This window comes from Fervidicoccaceae archaeon (genome assembly GCA_038878695.1).
Taxonomy (GTDB): Archaea; Thermoproteota; Thermoprotei_A; order Sulfolobales; family Fervidicoccaceae; genus JAVZVD01.
Window position 1 is genome coordinate 85706 of the sequence record JAVZVD010000003.1, and the last position, 19073, is coordinate 104778.

General features: G+C 60.8%; 14 protein-coding genes and 1 tRNA gene. 13 read left to right on the forward strand and 2 right to left on the reverse strand.

All coding sequences use genetic code 11. From position 1 onward, the window contains the following. Nucleotides 1–172: 172 nt before the first annotated feature. The 3 genes from QXU97_05275 to QXU97_05285 are packed head-to-tail and all read left to right on the forward strand — an operon-like array spanning nucleotide 173 to nucleotide 3292. Entirely contained in the window at nucleotides 173–1540 is a 1368-nt protein-coding gene (locus QXU97_05275) for an aspartate kinase (GenBank protein MEM4036000.1), read from the forward strand. Then, nucleotides 1537–2679 (forward strand): hypothetical protein, encoded by a 1143-nt coding sequence (locus tag QXU97_05280; GenBank protein ID MEM4036001.1) that lies wholly within the window; start codon nucleotides 1537–1539, stop codon nucleotides 2677–2679. Before QXU97_05275 ends, QXU97_05280 begins: the two co-directional genes overlap by 4 nt. Further along, a complete protein-coding gene (locus QXU97_05285; GenBank protein MEM4036002.1) occupies nucleotides 2663–3292 on the forward strand; it encodes an HAD hydrolase-like protein in 630 nt (209 codons plus the stop codon). Before QXU97_05280 ends, QXU97_05285 begins: the two co-directional genes overlap by 17 nt. Here QXU97_05285 and QXU97_05290 read toward each other — a convergent pair. Further along, entirely contained in the window at nucleotides 3279–4142 is an 864-nt protein-coding gene (locus tag QXU97_05290; GenBank protein ID MEM4036003.1) for a hypothetical protein, read from the reverse strand. The two genes, QXU97_05285 and QXU97_05290, sit on opposite strands and share 14 nt — an antisense overlap. Then, on the reverse strand, nucleotides 4105–4863 hold the full coding sequence (locus QXU97_05295; protein MEM4036004.1) for a DUF2192 domain-containing protein: 759 nt from the start codon (nucleotides 4861–4863) through the stop codon (nucleotides 4105–4107). Before QXU97_05295 ends, QXU97_05290 begins: the two co-directional genes overlap by 38 nt. A 591-nt stretch (nucleotides 4864–5454) precedes the next feature. On the opposite strand from QXU97_05295, the gene QXU97_05300 reads away from it, so the two are divergent. The 10 genes from QXU97_05300 to QXU97_05345 all read left to right on the forward strand — a co-directional run bounded on the left by QXU97_05300 (nucleotide 5455) and on the right by QXU97_05345 (nucleotide 19070). Further along, nucleotides 5455–6687, forward strand: coding sequence for an AAA family ATPase (locus QXU97_05300; protein MEM4036005.1), 1233 nt, complete (start codon nucleotides 5455–5457; stop codon nucleotides 6685–6687). A 49-nt stretch (nucleotides 6688–6736) separates the two neighbouring features. Next, nucleotides 6737–8104 carry a VWA domain-containing protein gene (locus tag QXU97_05305; GenBank protein MEM4036006.1) on the forward strand — a complete coding sequence of 456 codons (1368 nt, stop codon included), beginning with the start codon at nucleotides 6737–6739 and terminating at the stop codon, nucleotides 8102–8104. Between the two features lie 24 nt (nucleotides 8105–8128). Continuing rightward, a complete protein-coding gene (locus tag QXU97_05310) occupies nucleotides 8129–9313 on the forward strand; it encodes an RsmB/NOP family class I SAM-dependent RNA methyltransferase (protein ID MEM4036007.1) in 1185 nt (394 codons plus the stop codon). Nucleotides 9314–9453: 140 nt separating this feature from the next. Continuing rightward, on the forward strand, nucleotides 9454–10740 hold the full coding sequence (locus QXU97_05315) for a BMP family ABC transporter substrate-binding protein (GenBank protein ID MEM4036008.1): 1287 nt from the start codon (nucleotides 9454–9456) through the stop codon (nucleotides 10738–10740). An 89-nt stretch (nucleotides 10741–10829) separates the two neighbouring features. Further along, nucleotides 10830–12419, forward strand: coding sequence for an ABC transporter ATP-binding protein (locus QXU97_05320; GenBank protein MEM4036009.1), 1590 nt, complete (start codon nucleotides 10830–10832; stop codon nucleotides 12417–12419). Beyond that, a complete protein-coding gene (locus QXU97_05325; protein ID MEM4036010.1) occupies nucleotides 12382–13404 on the forward strand; it encodes an ABC transporter permease in 1023 nt (340 codons plus the stop codon). Before QXU97_05320 ends, QXU97_05325 begins: the two co-directional genes overlap by 38 nt. A gap of 6 nt (nucleotides 13405–13410) precedes the next feature. Next, the gene (locus QXU97_05330; GenBank protein MEM4036011.1) at nucleotides 13411–14328 is read left to right on the forward strand and encodes an ABC transporter permease; all 918 of its coding nucleotides are present in this window, start codon (nucleotides 13411–13413) and stop codon (nucleotides 14326–14328) included. Between the two features lie 82 nt (nucleotides 14329–14410). Next, nucleotides 14411–15598, forward strand: coding sequence for a glutamine-hydrolyzing carbamoyl-phosphate synthase small subunit (gene carA / locus QXU97_05335; GenBank protein ID MEM4036012.1), 1188 nt, complete (start codon nucleotides 14411–14413; stop codon nucleotides 15596–15598). A gap of 3 nt (nucleotides 15599–15601) precedes the next feature. After that, entirely contained in the window at nucleotides 15602–18868 is a 3267-nt protein-coding gene (gene carB, locus QXU97_05340; protein MEM4036013.1) for a carbamoyl-phosphate synthase (glutamine-hydrolyzing) large subunit, read from the forward strand. A gap of 82 nt (nucleotides 18869–18950) precedes the next feature. Beyond that, nucleotides 18951–19070, forward strand: a tRNA-Arg gene (locus tag QXU97_05345). The last annotated feature ends 3 nt before the right edge of the window (nucleotides 19071–19073 follow it).

Consider the following 19073-nt stretch of genomic DNA (forward strand, 5'->3'; position numbering starts at 1 on the left):
ACCGATTATTAATCGCTCGCCCTCTTTATATGCGGGAGCCGCACCAAACGCTTAAATTGCTCTACGATCCCATCGCAAGGCGGCCACAGCGAGGACCTCCGCGGGCCCTCGAGGACCTCCGGGGTGAGCAGACTTTGGGAACGCGAAGAGCGTCGATAAGAGAGGTCTGCTAGTGGTAAAATTCGGGGGGTCCGTGCTCGGGCGAGCGGAGGATTTGAGAAGAGCCGCTAGCTACGTGAGGGACCTGATCGAGGAGAGGGTTCAGCCCGTAGTGGTTGTCTCGGCTCTCCGCGGAACCACTCAGCTCATCTTGGACGCCTATGAGACCGAGAGACGCGAGCCCATTGACGAGGTCGTGAGGAATCACGAGTCGATAATCGAAGAGCTCGGCGAGGGGCGCTACGCGCGCGCCGCGCGAGAGCTCCTCGAGGAGCTCCGGAGGACCTTTGACGCCTTCTTGAAGCTGGCTATACACGTCGCTAGCGTACGCGATCTCCTCCTGTCCTTCGGTGAGAGGTTGGCCATCAATCTACTAGCCGAGAGCCTCACGGAGATGTCGCTAGAGCCCGTGCCCCTCTTCGGGAGAGAGGCCGGGATAATAACGGATGAGAGGTTCGGCGAGGCATCACCCACTAGGGAGTGCTGCGTTTACGTGCGCGAGAAGCTTCTGAGACAGATAGACTCCGGTCGGATCCCCCTAATAGCTGGCTTCATAGGCGAGACGGCGAGCGGGAGGATCACGACCATGGGCAGAGGAGGGAGCGATTACACTGCTACGTTCGTCGGCAAATGTCTAGGAGCATCCGAAGTTAGGCTGATCACAGACGTCCCCGGCATCTTCACGGGCGACCCTAAACTATTCCCCAATGCGAGGCTCGTGCCGAGGCTGAGCTTCGAGGAGGCGATAGAGCTCTCGCACTTGGGCGGCAAGAAGTTCCACCCGAGGACCTTCGAGCCTCTTCTGGGAACGAGCGTCAATGTGAGAGTCACGCGAATGAACAGCAGCTCGGGCACGCTCGTGAGCGGCGCATCGGCGGACCCTCCCCTGAAGTCTGTGACCATGTCTAGTCGACTCGAGCTCCTCGTGGTGCGCGGAGCGAGCATGGTAGGCAGACTCGGCACAGCTGCTCGAGTTCTGAGCCTGTTGAGCTCATCGGGCATAAACGTAATAGCGATGGCTCAGCCGGCGTCCGAAACCTCCATGAACTTCCTGGTCGAGGGAGGCTCGCACAGGCGCATCTCTAGCGAGCTCCAGGAGCTCGCCGACTCAGGTTACGTGCGAGATTACTCGGTGGAGGAGAACGTGGCGGCGGTATCCGTGATCGGGCACGGAATAGGAGACCCGAGCGTCTTCGCGTTATTGCTCGAGGCTCTGCGAGGCGCTGAGCTACGTATGATAGCTCGCGGCCCGTTGGACCTCAGCTTGACTCTCGTGGCCGAGGAGCGTGAGGCTGCGAGATTAGCCGGCGAGCTCCACTCGATAGTGGTTAGCCAGGAAGGCTTCGGGCCGTCACTGCGCGAGCTGGGTGCGACCGGTTGAGATTCGAGAGCGGACTCGTTGGGGCGGCGGAGATACCTCTTCTCGCTAGGGATCCGTCGGAGTACCTGCGCAGTCTGGGGCTCGTAAGCGACGTCGGAGACCCCCTAGTCGCGGTGGATTTGCTAAACGCGTGGGACAAACTAGAGGAGACTCTGAGAGAGGCTCTCGAAAAGAAGAAGTACCCGTACGCCGGGCGGGGAGATGCGGCTACGGAGGTCGTCTTGTTCCACGCGGCTCTCAGAACTATCGCCCTCTTCGGCGACGCGAGGCTCTGGAGAGTCTTCTCCACGGCAGTCTCGAAGAGCTTCGCCGAGAAGCTGAAGAGAGCAGACGAGAAGCTACTCGTTGAGGTGGCGAGGACGATCGGGGTTCAGCTGCGCAGACACGAGGCCAACGACGCGCTGAAGGTGCTGATCGCTTTGACGGCCTCGGGCTATAGAGTGAAGGTCTACGGATTCTCCGTACCGCTGAAGGACTATCTGAGGCTGTCTCGCAGACTGCGAGCCGATCCTCGGTGGAAGCTCACGAACCAGAGGTTGCTTCGGGGGCGCGTCTACCTCGATAAGAGGAAGGTTCTGAGGTTGCTCGAGGAGGCTATGAGTATAGCCGTGAGCAGAATAATCGAGGAGTACTCAACTAGCGGCTCTCCACTAGACGAGAGGCTCAAGAGGCGCCTGGAGGAGCTCTGGGGGGAGGTGAGGAGAGAACTCGAGGCGCCGGAGACCTCGCGGATCGAGACCTCGCTCGAGCGCGTAGAGCTAGGGCCCCTCGATAGGGGGGCTCTGCCGCCCTGCTTAGCGGCTCTTCTCGCTAGGGCGGAGTCCGGCGAGAACCTGTCCCACCATGAGAGGTTTGCTCTCGCGACCTTTCTGGCTCAAGTGGGGGTAGGTGAGGAGCAGATAGTAGACATCTTTCGCGGGCTGCCCGACTTCGATGAGAAGAAGACTAGATATCAGGTGGAGCATCTGCTCGGGAAGAGAGGAGGAGGCAAGAAGTACTTCACCTATGGTTGCGATAAGATGAGGACCCTAGGGCTCTGCGTCGCTGACTGCGGTACTAAGACGCCCGTCGAGGCCTACATCGCGAGGCTCGGCAGATCGAGAAGGGCTGGGGGAGAAGACGGTGGAGGCCAAGGTTAAATGTCGAGCGGTGCTCTTCGACCTGGACGGCACGCTCGTCGATACGATGCGCGACTACGCGGATCTAGCCGCTCGCTTGCTGAGCGAACGAGGCCTCATGAGCTACGACGAGGCTCGCGCGGCTTACCTCGCAACCTCCGGCCGTACGTTCATAGATCAGCTGAGGATGTTGGGCGTAGGCCCCCGAGTGGCGGAGGAGATCTACGAGACGTTCGTAGAAATGAAGAGAGAAATCATCGGACGCGCGAAGATCCACGAGGAGGCGCTAATGCTAGTGGAAGAGCTTAAGATGAAGGGATGCTTCGTGGCGTTATCTTCGAACAACGAGTGTCAGCTCGTCGAGATGCTCCGAGGAGTGGAGCGTCTGGACTTAGTCCTCTGCTTCGACGGCTCGTCTCACAAGAAGGGTAGACCTCACCTGGAGACCCTGCGGAAGAGGCTGGGGGTGGAGCCGGAAGAGGCAGTCTTCGTGGGAGACTCAGACTACGACTTGGAGGTCTACGCGAGAGAAGGCGTGCGGGTGCTACGGACATCGGGGCTGTTCTCGTCGAGTGAGCGTCGCAGGATAGCGGAGCTCGTGGAGTGCTCGAGCTCTGAGCTCAATCGAACTTGACAATCACGTAGGGTCTCCTCATTCGGGCGGGCAGCTCGCTGAAGTGCACGAACTCCACGTCGCCCAGCGCGAGCGCTCGCTCCTCCAGCTCCTCCAACAGCCTCGAGTCCTCCTCGTCGAAGGGCCTATCCGGCCAGGCCACGCGAACGCGCGCTCTTCTCAAGTTATCCAGCGGGAGGCTCGCGAAGCAGTTAACTATGGGGGCCACTACGATCGTCGCGGGATCCTGCACCAGGCTCAGCGCCTCGCTGATCAGCCCCTGGTCTAATGTCCAAGCGATCACGACGTCCCAACTTCTCTCTTTGACTTCTTCCGAGCTAACGAAGTTTACCGGCAAGCTCGACGGGGCTCTACGCTGGGGGGGATAGACGCTGATCCTTCCCTCTAGCAGGAGGCTCATCAGTTTACCTTGAAGGCCGAGTCCGCTGACGAGCAGAGACCTCCCCTCGATCGCGTCGCGCGCCGCGATCAGCGACTCGTAGATGAACTGCAGAGCTGGCCACCTAAGCTTCCTCGAGGAGACGACAAGCTCGTCCGTTGGAGAGCAGGAGAGCTCTCCACCGTAGCACCTGCGCGCAAGCTCTCTCGAGATGGCGCGGCAGCTGGAGGGTCTCCTGATCACTTTCTCGCTCGACGAGCCTTCGGCCTCTAGGGTCCTCCCGCTGAAGAGAATACCGGGCCGTGTCGAGCTCGAGAGCCTCGACAGCGCGACGTCGATGGGCGAGACAAGGAGGCTATCTACCTCGACTAGACGCTCCCCCTCCTCTATGGGGGGAGGAGGGCCTCGGCTGACCTCGAGCAAATCCTCACCGCTAAGCTCCACTCTTACGAGCTCTCTCACTTCGCTCACCACCCCATCGGGCTCCGAGGATTCTCCTCAGCGTCCTCCTCGGCACCTTGAAGACGCCAGCGGCAATCGTCCCTATGTATTCGTCGTCGGGTATCGTCTTGCCAAGCCCTAAGCTTATGTTGAGAGCCTGCTTCTCAGCCTCTTTAGAGATCTTGTCGGCGATCTCACCTGAGCTTATCTTCTCCGCTATCTTGAAGCCTATGTAGAACTTAGCGTACTTCGCTATCTCTCTCTCGAACTCCGGAAAGACCTCCATGGCGCAGCTCAGGAGGCTCCTCAGCTCTTCCTCGGAGCCGAAGCCCAGCACGACCTTCGTGAAGACCACTCGGAATATCCTAGAGAGCTCGTTGCCGTTCAGCTCCCCCACCAGCGCTCTAACTCTGGCTCTTCTCTCGTCGAGCGGGAGAGCGGGGTCTCGGATGACACGAGCCGCCTCCTCATAGCGAGCCTCCTTGGAGAAGAGTTCCTCGAAGAGCGCGGGATAATCTTGGTCTAGACCCATGCCGTACTTACCAACGACGAAGAGAGTGGCCATCTCTTTGTCGAATATGTCGCTGGGTATGGCTGCCCCTCTGAGAGGCGACAGGTCTAGTTCGCTATACTTCCTCTTGAGGAGCTCTACCGCCTCCTCGCGCGTGACCTCAGCTCGCTTGGAGAGCTCGCTCAGCAGCTCCACGGCCAGAGCTATCCTATCGCGGTAAAGCTCCCTCGACCTGCTCAACTTACATTCATCCGCTGTATGCTGCGAGGCAGGCTCTCTAAAAACTGCTATCGAGGGCGGAGCCTCGAGCTCCTTCGTGAACGGCGCGAGCGGTTGGGCGCTTCGTAGTCGACGTGAAGCCCCGACGAGCTCGGAGGCGAGGGCAGAGACGCCGCTAAGCGCTCCGCTCGGTCACGAGAGCCGTGACCGAGCCCTCGACTCGATAAGAGGGATCCGCGCCTCCGGCACCGTTGCTGAGCGGACCAACCGCCCTCTTTTCCGCCCTCGGCTTCTGGGGACAGACCAGCAGACCAGTCATCGGGGAAGGGCGCTCCTCTATCAGCGCTCGCTACGTAGACTCTCGTCCAACGGGCCTCCTCCTCGGTCGCGTATACGCCTCGACTATACCCGTGGAATCCTATGGAATCTATTGCAAAGCCTGAGACTCCTCGCTGTGGCTGTAGTGTTCATGAGCACGGTAAAGCCGGCAACGCCATCGCTTCTCTCGAGCGCGGAGCTCTCGCGAGCTCGAATTAGCTTAATATGTGGGGTCTGAGCAGAAAGCCCCGCTTGCCTGCGGTTTCTCGTTAGAGACCGGTGCGTGTGAACTCCATGGTCGAGGCGCGCGCGAGCGGCATAGACGAAAGGCTCTTCGCGCTCAGGGAGAAGATGCTAGATCTGTTCGTTGAGAAGGACGAAGCGATCGACGCTGTACTGGCGGCCTTGGTCTCGGGCGAGCCAGTCATCTTAGTGGGCCCCCCCGGCACGGCCAAGACGCAGATCGTGGAGACGCTCTCCAAACTCATAGACGCCAAGTACTTCTACTACCTGCTCACGCGCTTCACCGAGCCAGATGAGCTGCTCGGACCCCTCGACGTCGTTGCTCTCCGAGAGGGCCGATATAAGAGGATAACCGCCGGGAGGCTACCCGAGGCCGAGATAGCGTTTCTCGATGAAGTGTTCAAAGCGTCGAGCGCTATTCGCAACGTCCTCCTGGATGTGATATTACACAAGAGGTTCCTCAACGGCGTCGAGTACTTCAGGTTGCCTCTGCTGGCCATCTACATGGCTAGCAACGAGGTGTCCACGGACGCGGAGGACGCGGCCTTCTATGATAGAATAACGCTGAGATACTTCGGCAGGAACGTGTCCATGGAAAGTTGGCCGGACCTCCTGACGAAGGGCCTCAGGCTTCTGGGGAACCAGGCGCTCTCTCCCTTGCTGAAGTCCGATGACGTCAGGCTGCTGCAGGCGGAGGCTCTCAGGAGGGTCGAGAAGCTGCAACAGCAGCGCCCTCTGCTCGAGAAGTACATAGAAGTTCTAGCCGAGTTGAGGCAGAGAGGCATCCAACTGAGCGATAGGAGGAAGGTCAAGACGCTGCAGGTGTCAGCCGCGTACTCGGTTGTGCACGGAGAGCCCGAGGTCACGCCGGAGAGCCTCGCCGACGCAGTCAGAGCGACTGCTCCCTCGACGGAGGAGGACCTAGAGAGAGTAGAGGAAGCTCTCATGAGAGTTGGTCTCTCCTCCTATAGCGTGAAGATAAGGCAGTTGCAGACGTTGCTAGCCGAGCTGAAGAATCTGTGCCGCAATTTAATGACTCGCGAGATCGACGCAATGGAGGCCGAGAGGGCCTTAAGCGCGCTAGCCGCTCGCGCGCGCCTCATCATGAGATCTACCGGGGACAATCCGAGGCTTAGATCTTACGCCAAAGAGCTGGAGAGGGAGCTCTCGAGGGCGGCGCGCCTCCTCGAGGACGCGCGGGCGCGTGCCGAGCACGAGCCTCTCTACGGAATTCGCCGAGGAGAGTGGAAAGGGGCGAGAGGGTCGGAGGAAGTTATGAGATGAGGACGGTAGACGGTTAAAGCGCTCGCTGTTTGGGGGGAGGTCAGTCTCGTTGAGGCCCCGAGCGGGCGAGGACCTCGAGGCTCTGAGCAACAATTTACTCAATGTGGTGCCGGAAGACCCCATTTATCGAGTCATAATGCGGGCCGTCGGGGACAGGCTGTCCCCGGAGCAAAAGGAGCTCTACGATGCTATCCCGCACGTGAGGCTGGCGATCGCCGACGGATTTTTCGCGCACTACTCCGTGTACCCGATACTTCGGGACAGGAACGGTGACCACTTTATGGAGAGGCTGAGGCGCGTCTTCTCAAAGTACATGGCGTCCGACGAATTTACTAGAGCCAGGAGGAGCACCGTTCTCGATGAGGATGTATCGATGGTCTATGCCGTGGAGCTAGCCAAGACGATCCTGGAGGAGCTGCGCAGAGCCTCCGGGAGATTGAGCTCTCTCTGGGACGGGGGAGTGAGGGGAGGAGAGAGGACTCCGGCGGGGGAGAGGAGCGGCGAGGCCTCGACCCCTCCATCTATCGAGGCCCTCTTGAGCAGAGCTCTCCGGAGAGCCGCGAGCGCAGCGTTCATCGCGCGATCTCTGAAAGAGCTGATGGGCTCGAAGGGCGCTGGAACAGAGGAGGGATTCATTGAGAAGCTCATCGATTTGACCTCGTACGTTCTCGTTGTAGATGATGCGCGCTCAATCGTCGAGCTGGCAGCGCGCGTCACGCGTGAGTTGCCGCGTCGGGTCAGGCTGCTGAAGAGGAGGGAGAGACGGGGCGACGAGCTCAGAGGGTACAGCGCAACGAGCAAGATCGAGCGAGCTCTCGCCCGCGAGCTGAGCCTCCCCGACGCTCTCCTCGAGTATAAGATCGCGGTCGGTCAGCTACTCGCGCGAGAGCTCGAGGAGAGCGCGGAGGGGACGCTCTATGTCCTCCTCGACAAGAGCGGCTCCATGTGTGGCTTCAAGATGATCTGGTCGAGGAGCGTCGCTCTCGCTCTCTTCAAGCTGGCCAAGCTGAAAGGGTCGAGGTTCGCGCTCAGGATGTTTGACGTCAAGGTCCACCCGGAGAACGGGCCCCCCCTAGAAAAGCCTACGGAGATACTCGAGGCCCTCCTCAAGATCCCGCCCAATGGAGGCACGAGAATAGCCTCCTCGATCGAGCAAGCCCTGCTCGACGTGGCAGCGAGGGAGCGCTCTTCGGGGACGAGCACGCTGGTCCTCATAACCGACGGCGAGGACACGGTGATGTTGGAGCGAGCTAAGCTCGAAAGCTCTCGAGCGATCTTGGTCACCGTGATGGTGGGGGGAGACAACGAGGCTCTGCGCGAAGTGAGCGACTTCTACTATCAGGTGGTGCCTAGTGAGCGCAACGTTTCCGGCGTCCTCAAGTTGATCGAGCGGGCGAGGCTCGGGTCGTCCGCGTAGAGGCCGAGCATCGGCGACCCGACCTTGAGGCTCATCTGTTCGGAAGACCATTGGGTCGCCTCCCTCGAAATCCCGGACCTAGTTGTGGAGCTCTTGCGCCCAGTGCTGAAGCCTTACGGGCTGAGCTTAGAGGACGCCCTATGCGCCGCCGTCGCTCCGCCTAAGAGATATTATGTCAGAGTGAATACGTTGAAGTCCACAGCGTCGACCGTGATCTCAAAGCTCCGGCGAGAATCTCTCGCTTTCAGGGAGGACGGCAGATTCGAAGAAGCGATATACGCCGTGGTCGAGAAAGGCCTCGACCCCTCGAGCCTGAGAGCCGAGGGCCGAGTCGTCGCCGATAGATTCGCAGCCGAGAGCGTAGCGCTTGGAGCAGACCTCTACGCCCCCGGCGTCGTCTCGGTGCGAGGAGAAGTAGGACGGAGAGTACACGTGGTAGACCCGGACGGCAGAGTCGTTGGGTGGGGAACCCTGGTCGACAACCCGCTGGCGCGCGGAGAGAGACGAGGGCTCGCGGTGAAGGTCGAGGCTAGCCCCTATAGGGCTCCGAAGATGAGGGAGACCGAGGCCTATCGAGAGGGGCTCATATACGATCAAGCCCTTCCCTCGATGCTCGTTGGGCGTATGCTCTCGCCGCGGGAGCACGACGTAGTGTTGGATGCCACGGCATCGCCGGGGGGCAAGGCGACGCACGTCTACGAGCTCAGTAGAGGCAGAGCTCTCGTGATCGCAGTTGACCACACCATCGAGAAAGTCGGAAGATTGATCGAGAACGTCAAGAGGCTCGGCCATCGAGGGATAGCAGTAATGAAAGCAGACTCGCGCAGGATCTCCTCTCTCTTGGCCGGCCTAAGACCCACTCGAGTTCTCGTGGACCCGCCGTGCAGCGGCCTCGGCGTTAGGCCGAGATTGCGCTTCGAGCTGACGCGCGAGAAGCTCGACGCGCTAGTGAGGCTTCAGAGGAGGCTGCTCGCTGAGGCGTCCCGCGCGGCCGCGCCTGGGGCGCTCATCTCGTATTCGACGTGCACGCTCACGCGAGAAGAGAATGAGGACCTGATCGCGTGGGCTCGGAGAGAGCTCGGGCTCAAGCCGGAGGAACCACCAACGCCATTCCCTCAATCGTTGCTAACCGATCACGCTGCAGCGAGATTCGTGCCGGGCGAGCACGACTCCCCCGGCTTCTTCGCCTGTGTGCTGAGGAAGCCCTGAGGGGCTCTGATCGAACATTGCTCTCGAATTTCTACCACGAATGAGCCCTCGGCCCCCAATTCCCTCCCTATAAGTCTTTTAGGGAGAGCGCGGAGATCCGCATCTCGATCCTCGTCGGGTGCCTCATTGGGTGGAGGATATTGTCCTCGGGTCCTAGGACCTCCAGGAGAGCCCTCATCGGAGCGGCGGGCGCGGCCGCCGTTGCCGGAGTCCTGGGCTACGCCGTCGGTAGAGCGGCCGCGCCGACGAGGATAGTAGAGAGGACCACGACTGCTACCGTCACGAGAACGGCCACGGTGACTCCTCCGCCGAGGCGCGTCAAGGCCGCGTGGATCTACGTTGGGCCGATAGGAGATTACGGATGGACTCACGCGCACGAGCTCGGCAGGAGATACGTCGAGAAGAGATTCCCTTGGCTCGAGGCGAGATATAAGGAGAGCGTGCCAGAGCCCGAGGCGTTCAGCGCGATCAAGATGTTCGTGGAGCAAGGATTCGACGTGGTCTTCACGACGAGCTTCGGCTTCATGGACGCCACGATAGAGGCCGGGAAAGCGTATCCAGATAAGTGGTTCTGGCACTGCAGCGGCTACAAGAGAGCTGCCAACGTGGGCACGTACTTCGCCGAGCTCTACCAGGTGTACTACCTCAACGGCTTTATCGCGGGAGCCGTAACGGAGACTCGCAGACTCGGCTACGTACCGGCCTTCCTCATACCGGAGGTCATCAGGCACCTCAACGCCTTCGCCCTCGGCGCCAGAGACGGAGCTAGGCTGGCCGGAAAGGGAGATGTGAAGGTTTACGTCTCGAGCGAGCTGGGAGCGTGGTTCACGCCGGAGCAGGCTAGGCTCGCTGCCAAGATATTGGTGGACCAGTACAATGTCGATGTCATCGCCTACACCGAGGACTCGCCGACCGTTCTCCAGGTGGCCGAAGAGTATCAGACGAAGTACAACAAAAGGGTATGGAGCTTCAGCCACTACAGCGATATGTATCAATACGGGCCTAATGCCCATCTGACCGGGCAGATCGTGAACTGGGGCCCGATCTACGAATACATCTTGGCCAAATACTACGCGGGCGCCTCAATGAGCGAGGACATCTGGGCGAGGCTCGGAGACTTCGAGCCCGTCAGATGGATGAAGAGCCCGGAAAAGAGCGCGATGGGTCAGCCCGAAGGAGTCGTTTACTTGGCGAGGGTGAAGACCGAGGTCGTGCCGAGCAACGTCCTCGGAGCGGCTAAAATTCTCTACGAGCAGATGAAGGAGCTGCTCTACGAACCCTTCAGCGGCTACGACCCCGTGAAGAAGGAGCCGCGCGATATACTCGATAACGAGGGCCGCGTTAGGATCGCGCGCGGCGAGAGAGCCTCGCACGACGACCTCTGGGAGATGCAGTGGTTCCTCGATAACGTCGAGCGCATCGGCTGAGCTCTCTCGCCCGCTCGTTTTTTAGCCATTTAAGTTCTCATCGACACCCGAGGTTAGAGCGCTGGAAACTCTTAGGGGAGCGCGAGGTCTTGAGCGAAGCGAGCTGCGAGAAGGCCGCGGAGCTTAGGCGAATCTCTAAAAGATATCCGAACGTCGTGGCCAACGACTGCGTCGATTTCGAGGTGTGCGTGGGGGAGATCCACTGCCTGTTGGGCGAGAACGGAGCGGGCAAGACCACGCTAGTGAACGTGCTCTACGGGCTCGTCGAGCCAGATGAGGGGGAAGTGATCGTCTGGGGCGAGAGGCCTAAGAGATGGAGCCCTCGCGAAGCCCTGAGGAGAGGCATAGCCATGGTGGCGCAGCACTTCACGTTGATACCGAAGCTGACCGTCTTGGAGAACGTGTTGCTGGCCGCGGCCGGGGCCTCGATCGACCTTAACGCGCATGAGGCGGAGAGGAGGCTGAGAGAGCTCTCGTCTAGATACGGACTGAAAGTGGACCCGAGAGCGTACGCGTGGCAGCTGTCCACCGGGGAGAAGCAGAGAGCAGAGCTCCTGAGAGCTCTCGCGCTCGGGGCGACGCTGCTCATACTCGACGAGCCCACCTCCGCCTTATCTCCAATCGAAGTCCGCTCGCTATTCGAGGTGCTCCGCAGGCTGAGGAGCGAGGGCAAAGCCGTGATTTTCATAACTCATAAGCTGTGGGAGGCCCTCGAGATATGCGATAGGATAACCGTGATGAGGCGAGGTAAGCGCGTGGGAACGCTCAAGAGGGCCGAGGTGGATCGCTCGACTCTGATCGCCATGATGTTCGGGGAGAGCGTGGAGCAGCTCGAGAGCCGCGTCGATAAGATGGTGGGGGAGCCCGTGCTCGTGGTGCGAGACCTGTGGGTCAAGAGCGATAGAGGAAGGTGGGCGGTCAAGGGGGCATCCTTTGACGTTAGGCGCGGCGAGATCTTCGGCGTCGCCGGCGTGGCCGGCAACGGACAGCTAGAGCTCGTGGAGGCGCTCGTAGGCCTTAGGCGCATCGAGAGAGGCTCCGTGATCTTGGCCGGCGAGGACGTCAGCCGAGCGAGCGTCAAGAAGAGGATCGAGTTAGGCCTCGCTTACATACCGGAGAGTAGGTTTGGTAGAGGAGTCGCTCGGGGCCTCAGCGTAGCCGAGAACCTACTGCTGAAACACCACGCGTCTTTGGCGTTGAGGCGCGGTCCCCTGCTGAAGCCGAGCGAGGCGTTGAGACTGGCGCAGAGTATAGCCTCAAGCTATAAGATAGAGGCTCCCGACCTGAGAGCGCCCGTCGACACCCTATCGGGTGGGAATATACAGAGGCTAATCGTTGCCAGAGAGCTATCGCTGAGACCGAGGGTGCTCGTCGCTCATAACCCAACCGCTGGACTCGACGCAAAGACCACCGCCGAGATTCGCTCCGAGATCTTAGAGTTAGCACGCGCGGGAACGGCGGTGCTGCTCGTCTCCGAGGAGCTCGAGGAACTGATGGAAGTCTCGGACAAGCTCGCGGTGATGTTCGATGGAACAATACTAGGGCCCTTCGATCGAGGCATCAGCGTCGAGGAGCTCGGCTACATGATGATCGCCGGAGAGGGCGTGAGCTTCGGGGAGAGCTCGAGGAGAGGCGTCGAGAGTGAGGGAGCGGAGCAGGGCGCTGCGCCACGCGGCTAGGGTAGCTGCGGCCTTCACCGCGGCCTTCGCTATATACGCGGCTTTGCTCTACGCCTTGTACGGCGTCCATCCTATTGAGATCCTGACGTCTCTCGGCGGAGTCCTAGCTACTTCGAAGAGCCTCGAGAGGAGCATTGTTAGGTCTCTCCCCGTGGCGTTCTCCGCGCTAGGCCTCGTCGTGGCCTTCAAGATGGGTTACTGGAACATAGGAGCCGAGGGGCAGCTCCTCGTCGGAATGCTCGTTGGCACGGCTTGCGCGGTGACGCTCTCCAACGAGGTCGACTCGAGAGCTCTCGCTCTGATCTCGCTGGCCGCGGCCGCGGCCAGCGGAGGCCTGTGGGCCCTGCTGCCAGCCTATCTCAGGGCCAGGCTCGAAGTGAATGAAGTCCTCTCGACTCTCATGATGAATTACGTGGCAGCGGCGATATTCGACTACATCGTTAGGGGCCCTCTGCGCGACCCGAGAGCCTACGGCTTCATAAGAAGTCCACCCATTCCCGCCCAGGCGAGGCTGGAGATCTCCGACGCTCTGCTCGCGTGCGTTGCATTATCCGCGTTGGTCCTAGTTCTACTCGAGCTCACTAGATACGGCTACGAGGTCAAGGTCGTGGGAGCCAGTCGTACCGTCGCCGAGGCCAGTGGAATAGACCACCGCTCTCTCCTCACGTGGATGGCGACACTTAGCGGCGCGCTAGCTGGGCTCGGAGGCTTCGTGGTTGCTTCCACGATGTTGGGAGTCCTCATGGAGTCCTCAAGGGTCTCGCCCGGCTACGGCTACACGGCAATAATAGCGGCGTGGTTGGCTAATCTTCACCCCGCACTAGTGCTGCCGGCCTCTCTCCTCTTGGGCGTGATTTACGAAGCGGGAGCATACATCGAGATCTTGCACAAGGTTCCCGTGGCCACGACCATGGTGTTTCAGGGAGTGCTACTTCTCGCTCTGGCCGTGCCGGGATTGCCGAAGAGACGCACATCGGGTCGGTGAGCTCGCGTGGACGCGGAGCACCTCAACTCGTTCGTGAGGCTCTCGATAGAGTACGGGACTCCGATCCTCTTGGCGGCTCTTGGCGAGATCTTCGCCGAGAGGTCGGGCGTCTTGAACCTCGGACTCGAGGGCTTGGTAGCGGTTGGCGGAGCGGTGGCGTTCGTCGTCTCCTTGACAACCGAGAGCCCATGGCTCGGGATCGCCGCGGCGGTGCTCGCGGCCGCGGCCCTTTCGGCCGTGCACGCTTTGGTCGCGGTGAGACTGCGAGGTAACCAAGTGGTGAGCGGCCTCGCATTAACGATCGTGGGAATGGGCCTCGCGAGCCTCGTCGCGTCGAAGCACGTGGGCCTCAGAGGCAACCCAATAGAGATCACGGTCGATTTAGGGCCTCTCGGCTCCGTGCCTCTGCTCGGGGGATTAGACAGATTAGATCCCATAGTCTATGCGTCGATGTTGCTGTCGGTGGCGCTGTGGCTCGCTCTGTTCAAGACGAAGTTGGGCCTCAAGGTTAGAGCGTGCGGCGAAGATCCGGCGGCGGCCGAGGCCCTCGGACACGACGTGTTGTTGACTAGGATGGTGACGACGGTCCTGGGGGGAGCTACAGCGGGGATAGCTGGGTCGTACGTAACACTCGTCATGAGCCCTGGATGGTTCGAGGGAATAACCGCGGGAAGAGGTTGGTTGGCCATAGGCGTGGTCATATTCTCCTCGTGGAATCCCCTCAGAGCTCTCGTCCTCTCCTACGTCTTCGGCGGTCTCATGCAGCTGAGATTCATCCTCGCTCCATATATAGGAGCGGGCGGGGTGCTGTTGAGGTCTCTGCCCTACCTAATGGTAATCGTCCTACTCGTCGTGTTATCGTTCGAGCCGCTCAGGAGGCGCTCAGGAGCTCCCGAGAGCCTCGGTAGACCCTACCCGCCTTGAGCTCGATCTGGGCGTCTGATGATGTGACGTGGACGACGAAATAGTTATAAAGGGGCGTCCTCCCCGCCTAGGAGGGTCGCGTTTGGACGAAGAGAGCCAGCGGAGCAACGGCCCGCGCCCTAAGCGATGCAGGCACGGTCTTCGCTCCGCGCTCCTCCTCGAGGACGGATTATTCGTCGAGGGCTGCGGCTTCGGCTTCCCCGGCTCCCGCGTAGGCGAGATAGTCTTCACGACCTCCATGGTGGGCTACCCGGAGAGTCTGACCGACCCATCGTACAGAGGGCAGATCCTCGTCGTAACGCACCCGCTCGTGGGCAACTACGGCGTCCCCAGCAGGCTCATGACGCTCGAGGGCATCCCGCTGAACTACGAATCGGACAGAATTCAAGTCGAGGGCCTGGTTGTGGCCTACGAGACCGAGCCGAGTCATTGGGCCAGCGAGTGTAGCCTGCACGAGTGGCTCGCCAGGGAAGGCGTGCCGGGGGCATCCCACGTGGATACGAGAGCCCTCGTCAAGAGGCTACGAGAGAAGGGCACCATGATGGCGGCCCTCTCGGTTTATCCCGAGAACGAGGAAGGGCCCAAATCCGAAGAACTCGCCCGTCTCCTCGAGAGGTCCAAGAGATACGACGACACGAGATTCGTCGATCAGGTCACGGTGAAGGAGCCGACGCTTCACGAGCCGAAGAGCGGCGTGAGAGGGCTCGTCGTCGTGGTCGACTGCGGCGTGAAGTACGGGATACTGAGGGAGCTCCTCTCGAGGAGACTGGCCGTCCTGAGGATCCCATGCGGAGATGACCCGATCAAGCACGTGTGGGAGCAGGGAGCGCTGGGCGTGGTGCTCGGCAACGGCCCCGGCAACCCCTCTCTGCTAAGCGACGTGATTAAGTCGGCTCGCGCGGTGCTCGAGTACGGCACGCCCGCCCTCGGCATATGCCTCGGCCACCAGCTCTTGGCCATAGCGTCTGGCGCCTCCGTCTACAAGCTCAGATACGGCCACAGAGGGTCGAACAAGCCAGTCCAAGATCTAAGCGACGGGAGGTGCTACGTGACGACTCAGAACCACGGATACGCGCTCGACCCGAGGTCTTTAGACGGAACCGGATTCAAGTTGAGCATGGTGAACGTGGACGATAGAACGGTCGAGGGATTGATTCACGAGAAGAGGCCCGTCGTCACGGTCCAATTCCACCCCGAGGCCTCGCCCGGGCCTCGCGACACCACGTGGGTTTTCGACCTCTTCTTGAAATTGGCGCAGAGAGCCCGATGAGTCATGGAGCTCCCGAAGAAGGTGCTCCTGATAGGCTCGGGCGCTATCAAGATAGCCGAGGCGGCCGAATTCGACTATAGCGGGAGCCAAGCTCTCAAGGCCCTGGCGGAGGAGGGCATCGAAACCGTCCTCGTCAACCCCAACGTTGCTACGATACAGACGAGCCACAAACTAGCCGATAGAGTGTACCTCGTCCCCATACAATCGTACTTCCTCGAGAAAGTGATAGAGCGAGAGAGACCGGATGGCATCATGATAGGATTCGGCGGCCAAGCTGCTCTCAGCGCCGGAGTGGAGCTGAGCAAGAGAGGAGTCCTCGGTCGATATGGTGTGCGAGTGCTCGGAACGCCCATCGAGGGCGTCGAGAAGGCCCTCAATCGCGAGAAGTTCAAAGAGACCATGAAGCGCGCCGGTCTTCCCGTCCCGCCCAGCGGCCCGGCCACGAGCGTCGAGGAAGCCCTCCGAGCGGCCGATCTACTGGGCTACCCCGTTATAGTTCGCGTCAGCTTCAATTTGGGAGGCCGCGGGAGCTTCATAGCCTGGAACCGCGAGGAGTTCGAGCGCAGGCTCTTCAAAGCCTTCGCTCACAGCGGCATAGGCTTGGTGCTCGTCGAGAAGTACCTCCATCACTGGAAAGAAGTAGAGTTCGAAGTGGTTAGGGACTCGCGCGGGAACTCCGTGGCGGTGGCGTGTCTCGAGAACGCCGACCCTATGGGAGTCCACACGGGCGACTCCATAGTAATCGCGCCGTGCCAGACGCTGACGGACTACGAGTATCAAACGCTCAGGCTGGCCAGCATAGGAGTGGCCAACGCCATCGACCTAATCGGCGAGTGCAACGTGCAGCTGGCCCTCGACCCGAAGAGCAGCGAGAGCTACTACGTGATAGAGACTAACCCGAGGATGTCCAGGAGCAGCGCCCTCGCCAGCAAGGCCACGGGCTACCCGCTCGCTTACATAGCAGCGAAGCTGGCGCTGGGCTACACGCTGGACGAAGTGATCAACAAAGTCACGGGGGTCACGTGCTCTTGCTTCGAGCCGAGCCTCGACTACGTGGTGGTCAAAGTGCCGAGGTGGGACCTCGAGAAGTTCGAGGGGGTCTCGCCTATGCTCGGCTCCGAGATGATGAGCGTGGGCGAGGTCATGGCGATAGGCAGAAACCTCCACGAGGCGTTCCAGAAGGCCTTCAGGATGCTGGACATCGGGGAGCCGGGCGTCGTTGGAGGGGACTACTACTACGAGGACGAAGAGCTCGAGAAGGTCATGGAGAGGCTGAGGAGGTGGGAGCCATATTGGCCCCTCCACGCCGCCAAGGCCCTGAGGCTCGGAGCCACGGTCGAGGAGGTGAGTAGAGCGCTAGGCGTGGACAAGTTCTTCGTGCGCGTCATAGAGGATCTGGTCTCTCTCGAGCAGGCGCTGCGAAACGCTCGAGGCGATCTCGAGGAGCTGATGTGGCTAGCCAAGGAATACGGGTTCAGCGACGAGCAGATAGCGAGGGCCACGGGGCTCGGCGTCGAGGAGGTCGCGGAGCTTAGGAAGAAGCTAGAGCTCAGACCGAGAGTCAAGCAGATCGATACGTTGGCGGCCGAGTGGCCTGCCGTGACGAATTATCTCTACGTCACGTACGGGGCCTCCGAGGACGATGTTCCGAGGGCGCGCGAGGAGGATCGAAACAAGGTTCTCATCGTGGGGGCCGGCGTCTTCAGAATCGGAGTCTCCGTGGAGTTCGATTGGGCCGTCGTGACGCTGGCCCAGGCCTTAAGAGCGAGGGGGGTCAGGACGGTGGTGCTCAACTACAACCCGGAGACCGTCTCGACGGACTGGGACGTCAACGACACGTTATACTTCGACGAGATATCGCTAGAGAGAGTGCTCGACGTCTACGAGCACGAGAAGTTCTACGGAGTCGTGGCCTTTGCCGGAGGCCAGATAGCCAACAACCTCGCTAAGAAGATGCAAGAGAAAGGGCTACTCCTATTGGGCACGAGCGGTCACAGCGTCCACGTAGCCGAGGCGAGGCATCTGTTCTCCGAGCTAGTCGAGAGGCTCGGGCTCAAGCAGCCTCCCTGGACCGAGGCATCGAGCGTCGAGGAGGCTCTCAGATTCGCGGAGGAGACGGGTTACCCCGTCATAGTGAGGCCGAGCTACGTGCTCAGCGGCTCGGCCATGAAGATTGCCAGGAACGCGGAGGAGTTGAGAGCCTTTCTCGAGGCTGCCGCGAGGGTCTCGCCGAGCTATCCCGTCGTAGTCTCGAAGTTCTTCGAGAGGGCCCGAGAGGTCGAGATCGACGCCGTATCGGACTCAAGCAGAGTGGTGGGAGTAGTCTTAGAGCACATCGAGCCCGCGGGAGTACACAGCGGAGACGCTACCATGGTGACTCCACCGAGAACCCTCGACGACTCAACGATAAAGCAGATGCACGAGGCGGCGGTGCGTCTAGCATCAGAGCTCGAGATAAGGGGGCCCTTCAACATTCAATTCCTCGTTAGAGACGGGCAGGTGAGCATAATTGAGTTGAACCTACGAGCCAGCAGGTCTATGCCGTTCTCGAGTAAGTCTCGTGGAGTGAATCTGATGGAATTGGCCGCGGACGTCATCGTGAAGGGCTCCATGGACTTGGGCGAGCCCGGCGTCTTCTACGAGATCCCGGCTAACTCCTGGGCCGTCAAGAGCCCCCAATTCTCCTGGGCCCAGCTCAGAGGCTCCTACCCAGCTCTCGGGCCGGAGATGAGGAGCACGGGAGAAGTAGCGTCGCTCGACAGAGTATACGAAGCGGCCCTCCTGAAGAGTTGGCTCTCGGCCACGCCTAATCGATTACTGCGAGAGGGGGAAGCGGCGCTGGTCTACGCGTTCGACGAGGACGCCAGGAGAATGCTCGAGGAGGCCGCGGACGCTCTAGAGAGGATGGGAGTCGAGACCCTCACGCTCGAGGAGGCCGAGGTGCAAGGCCTCGAAAGAGTGAACAGAGCCAAAGCGTTGGGCCTCCTCGCCGAAAGACGCGTAGGTCTAGTCCTCACCTCGGGCCACGCGCCTAGTTTGGATTACAAGATAAGGAGAGCGGCGGCGGACCTCAACGTGCCCCTAGTCCTCGACTCGCACTTGGCCGCGGAACTGGCGAGAGCGATGATGAGCCTCGACTTGACCGATATCGAGGTGAGGGAGCTCTCAGAGTACTGGAGCGAGTGGGCGCGTCGGCTAGCCCTCGAGGAGCGAGCCGTGCGACGAGATAGAATAGTCAGCCGAGGGAGGAGGCCGGCGACGTGTTCCTAGCGACGATGCTCAAAATCATTGGGTAGCCTCGGGAGTAAACGATAAATGAGCCGCGTCTCCTCCCAAAATTTGGGATATCGGAGGCCCCGTGGCCCAGCCAGGATAGGGCGCCGGCCTCCTAATCCGACCGCGATACCCCCGGGGGCTCGCGATAGCCGGAGAGAGCCGGTGGTCGGGGGTTCGAATCCCCCCGGGGCCGCCAGGC

What these genes read in the sequence shown, in the direction of transcription:
- carB (MEM4036013.1), top strand. Translation starts at nt 15,602, where the DNA reads ATGGAGCTCCCGAAGAAGGTGCTCCTGATAGGCTCGGGCGCTATCAAG.
- QXU97_05300 (MEM4036005.1), top strand. Translation starts at nt 5,455, where the DNA reads ATGGTCGAGGCGCGCGCGAGCGGCATAGACGAAAGGCTCTTCGCGCTC.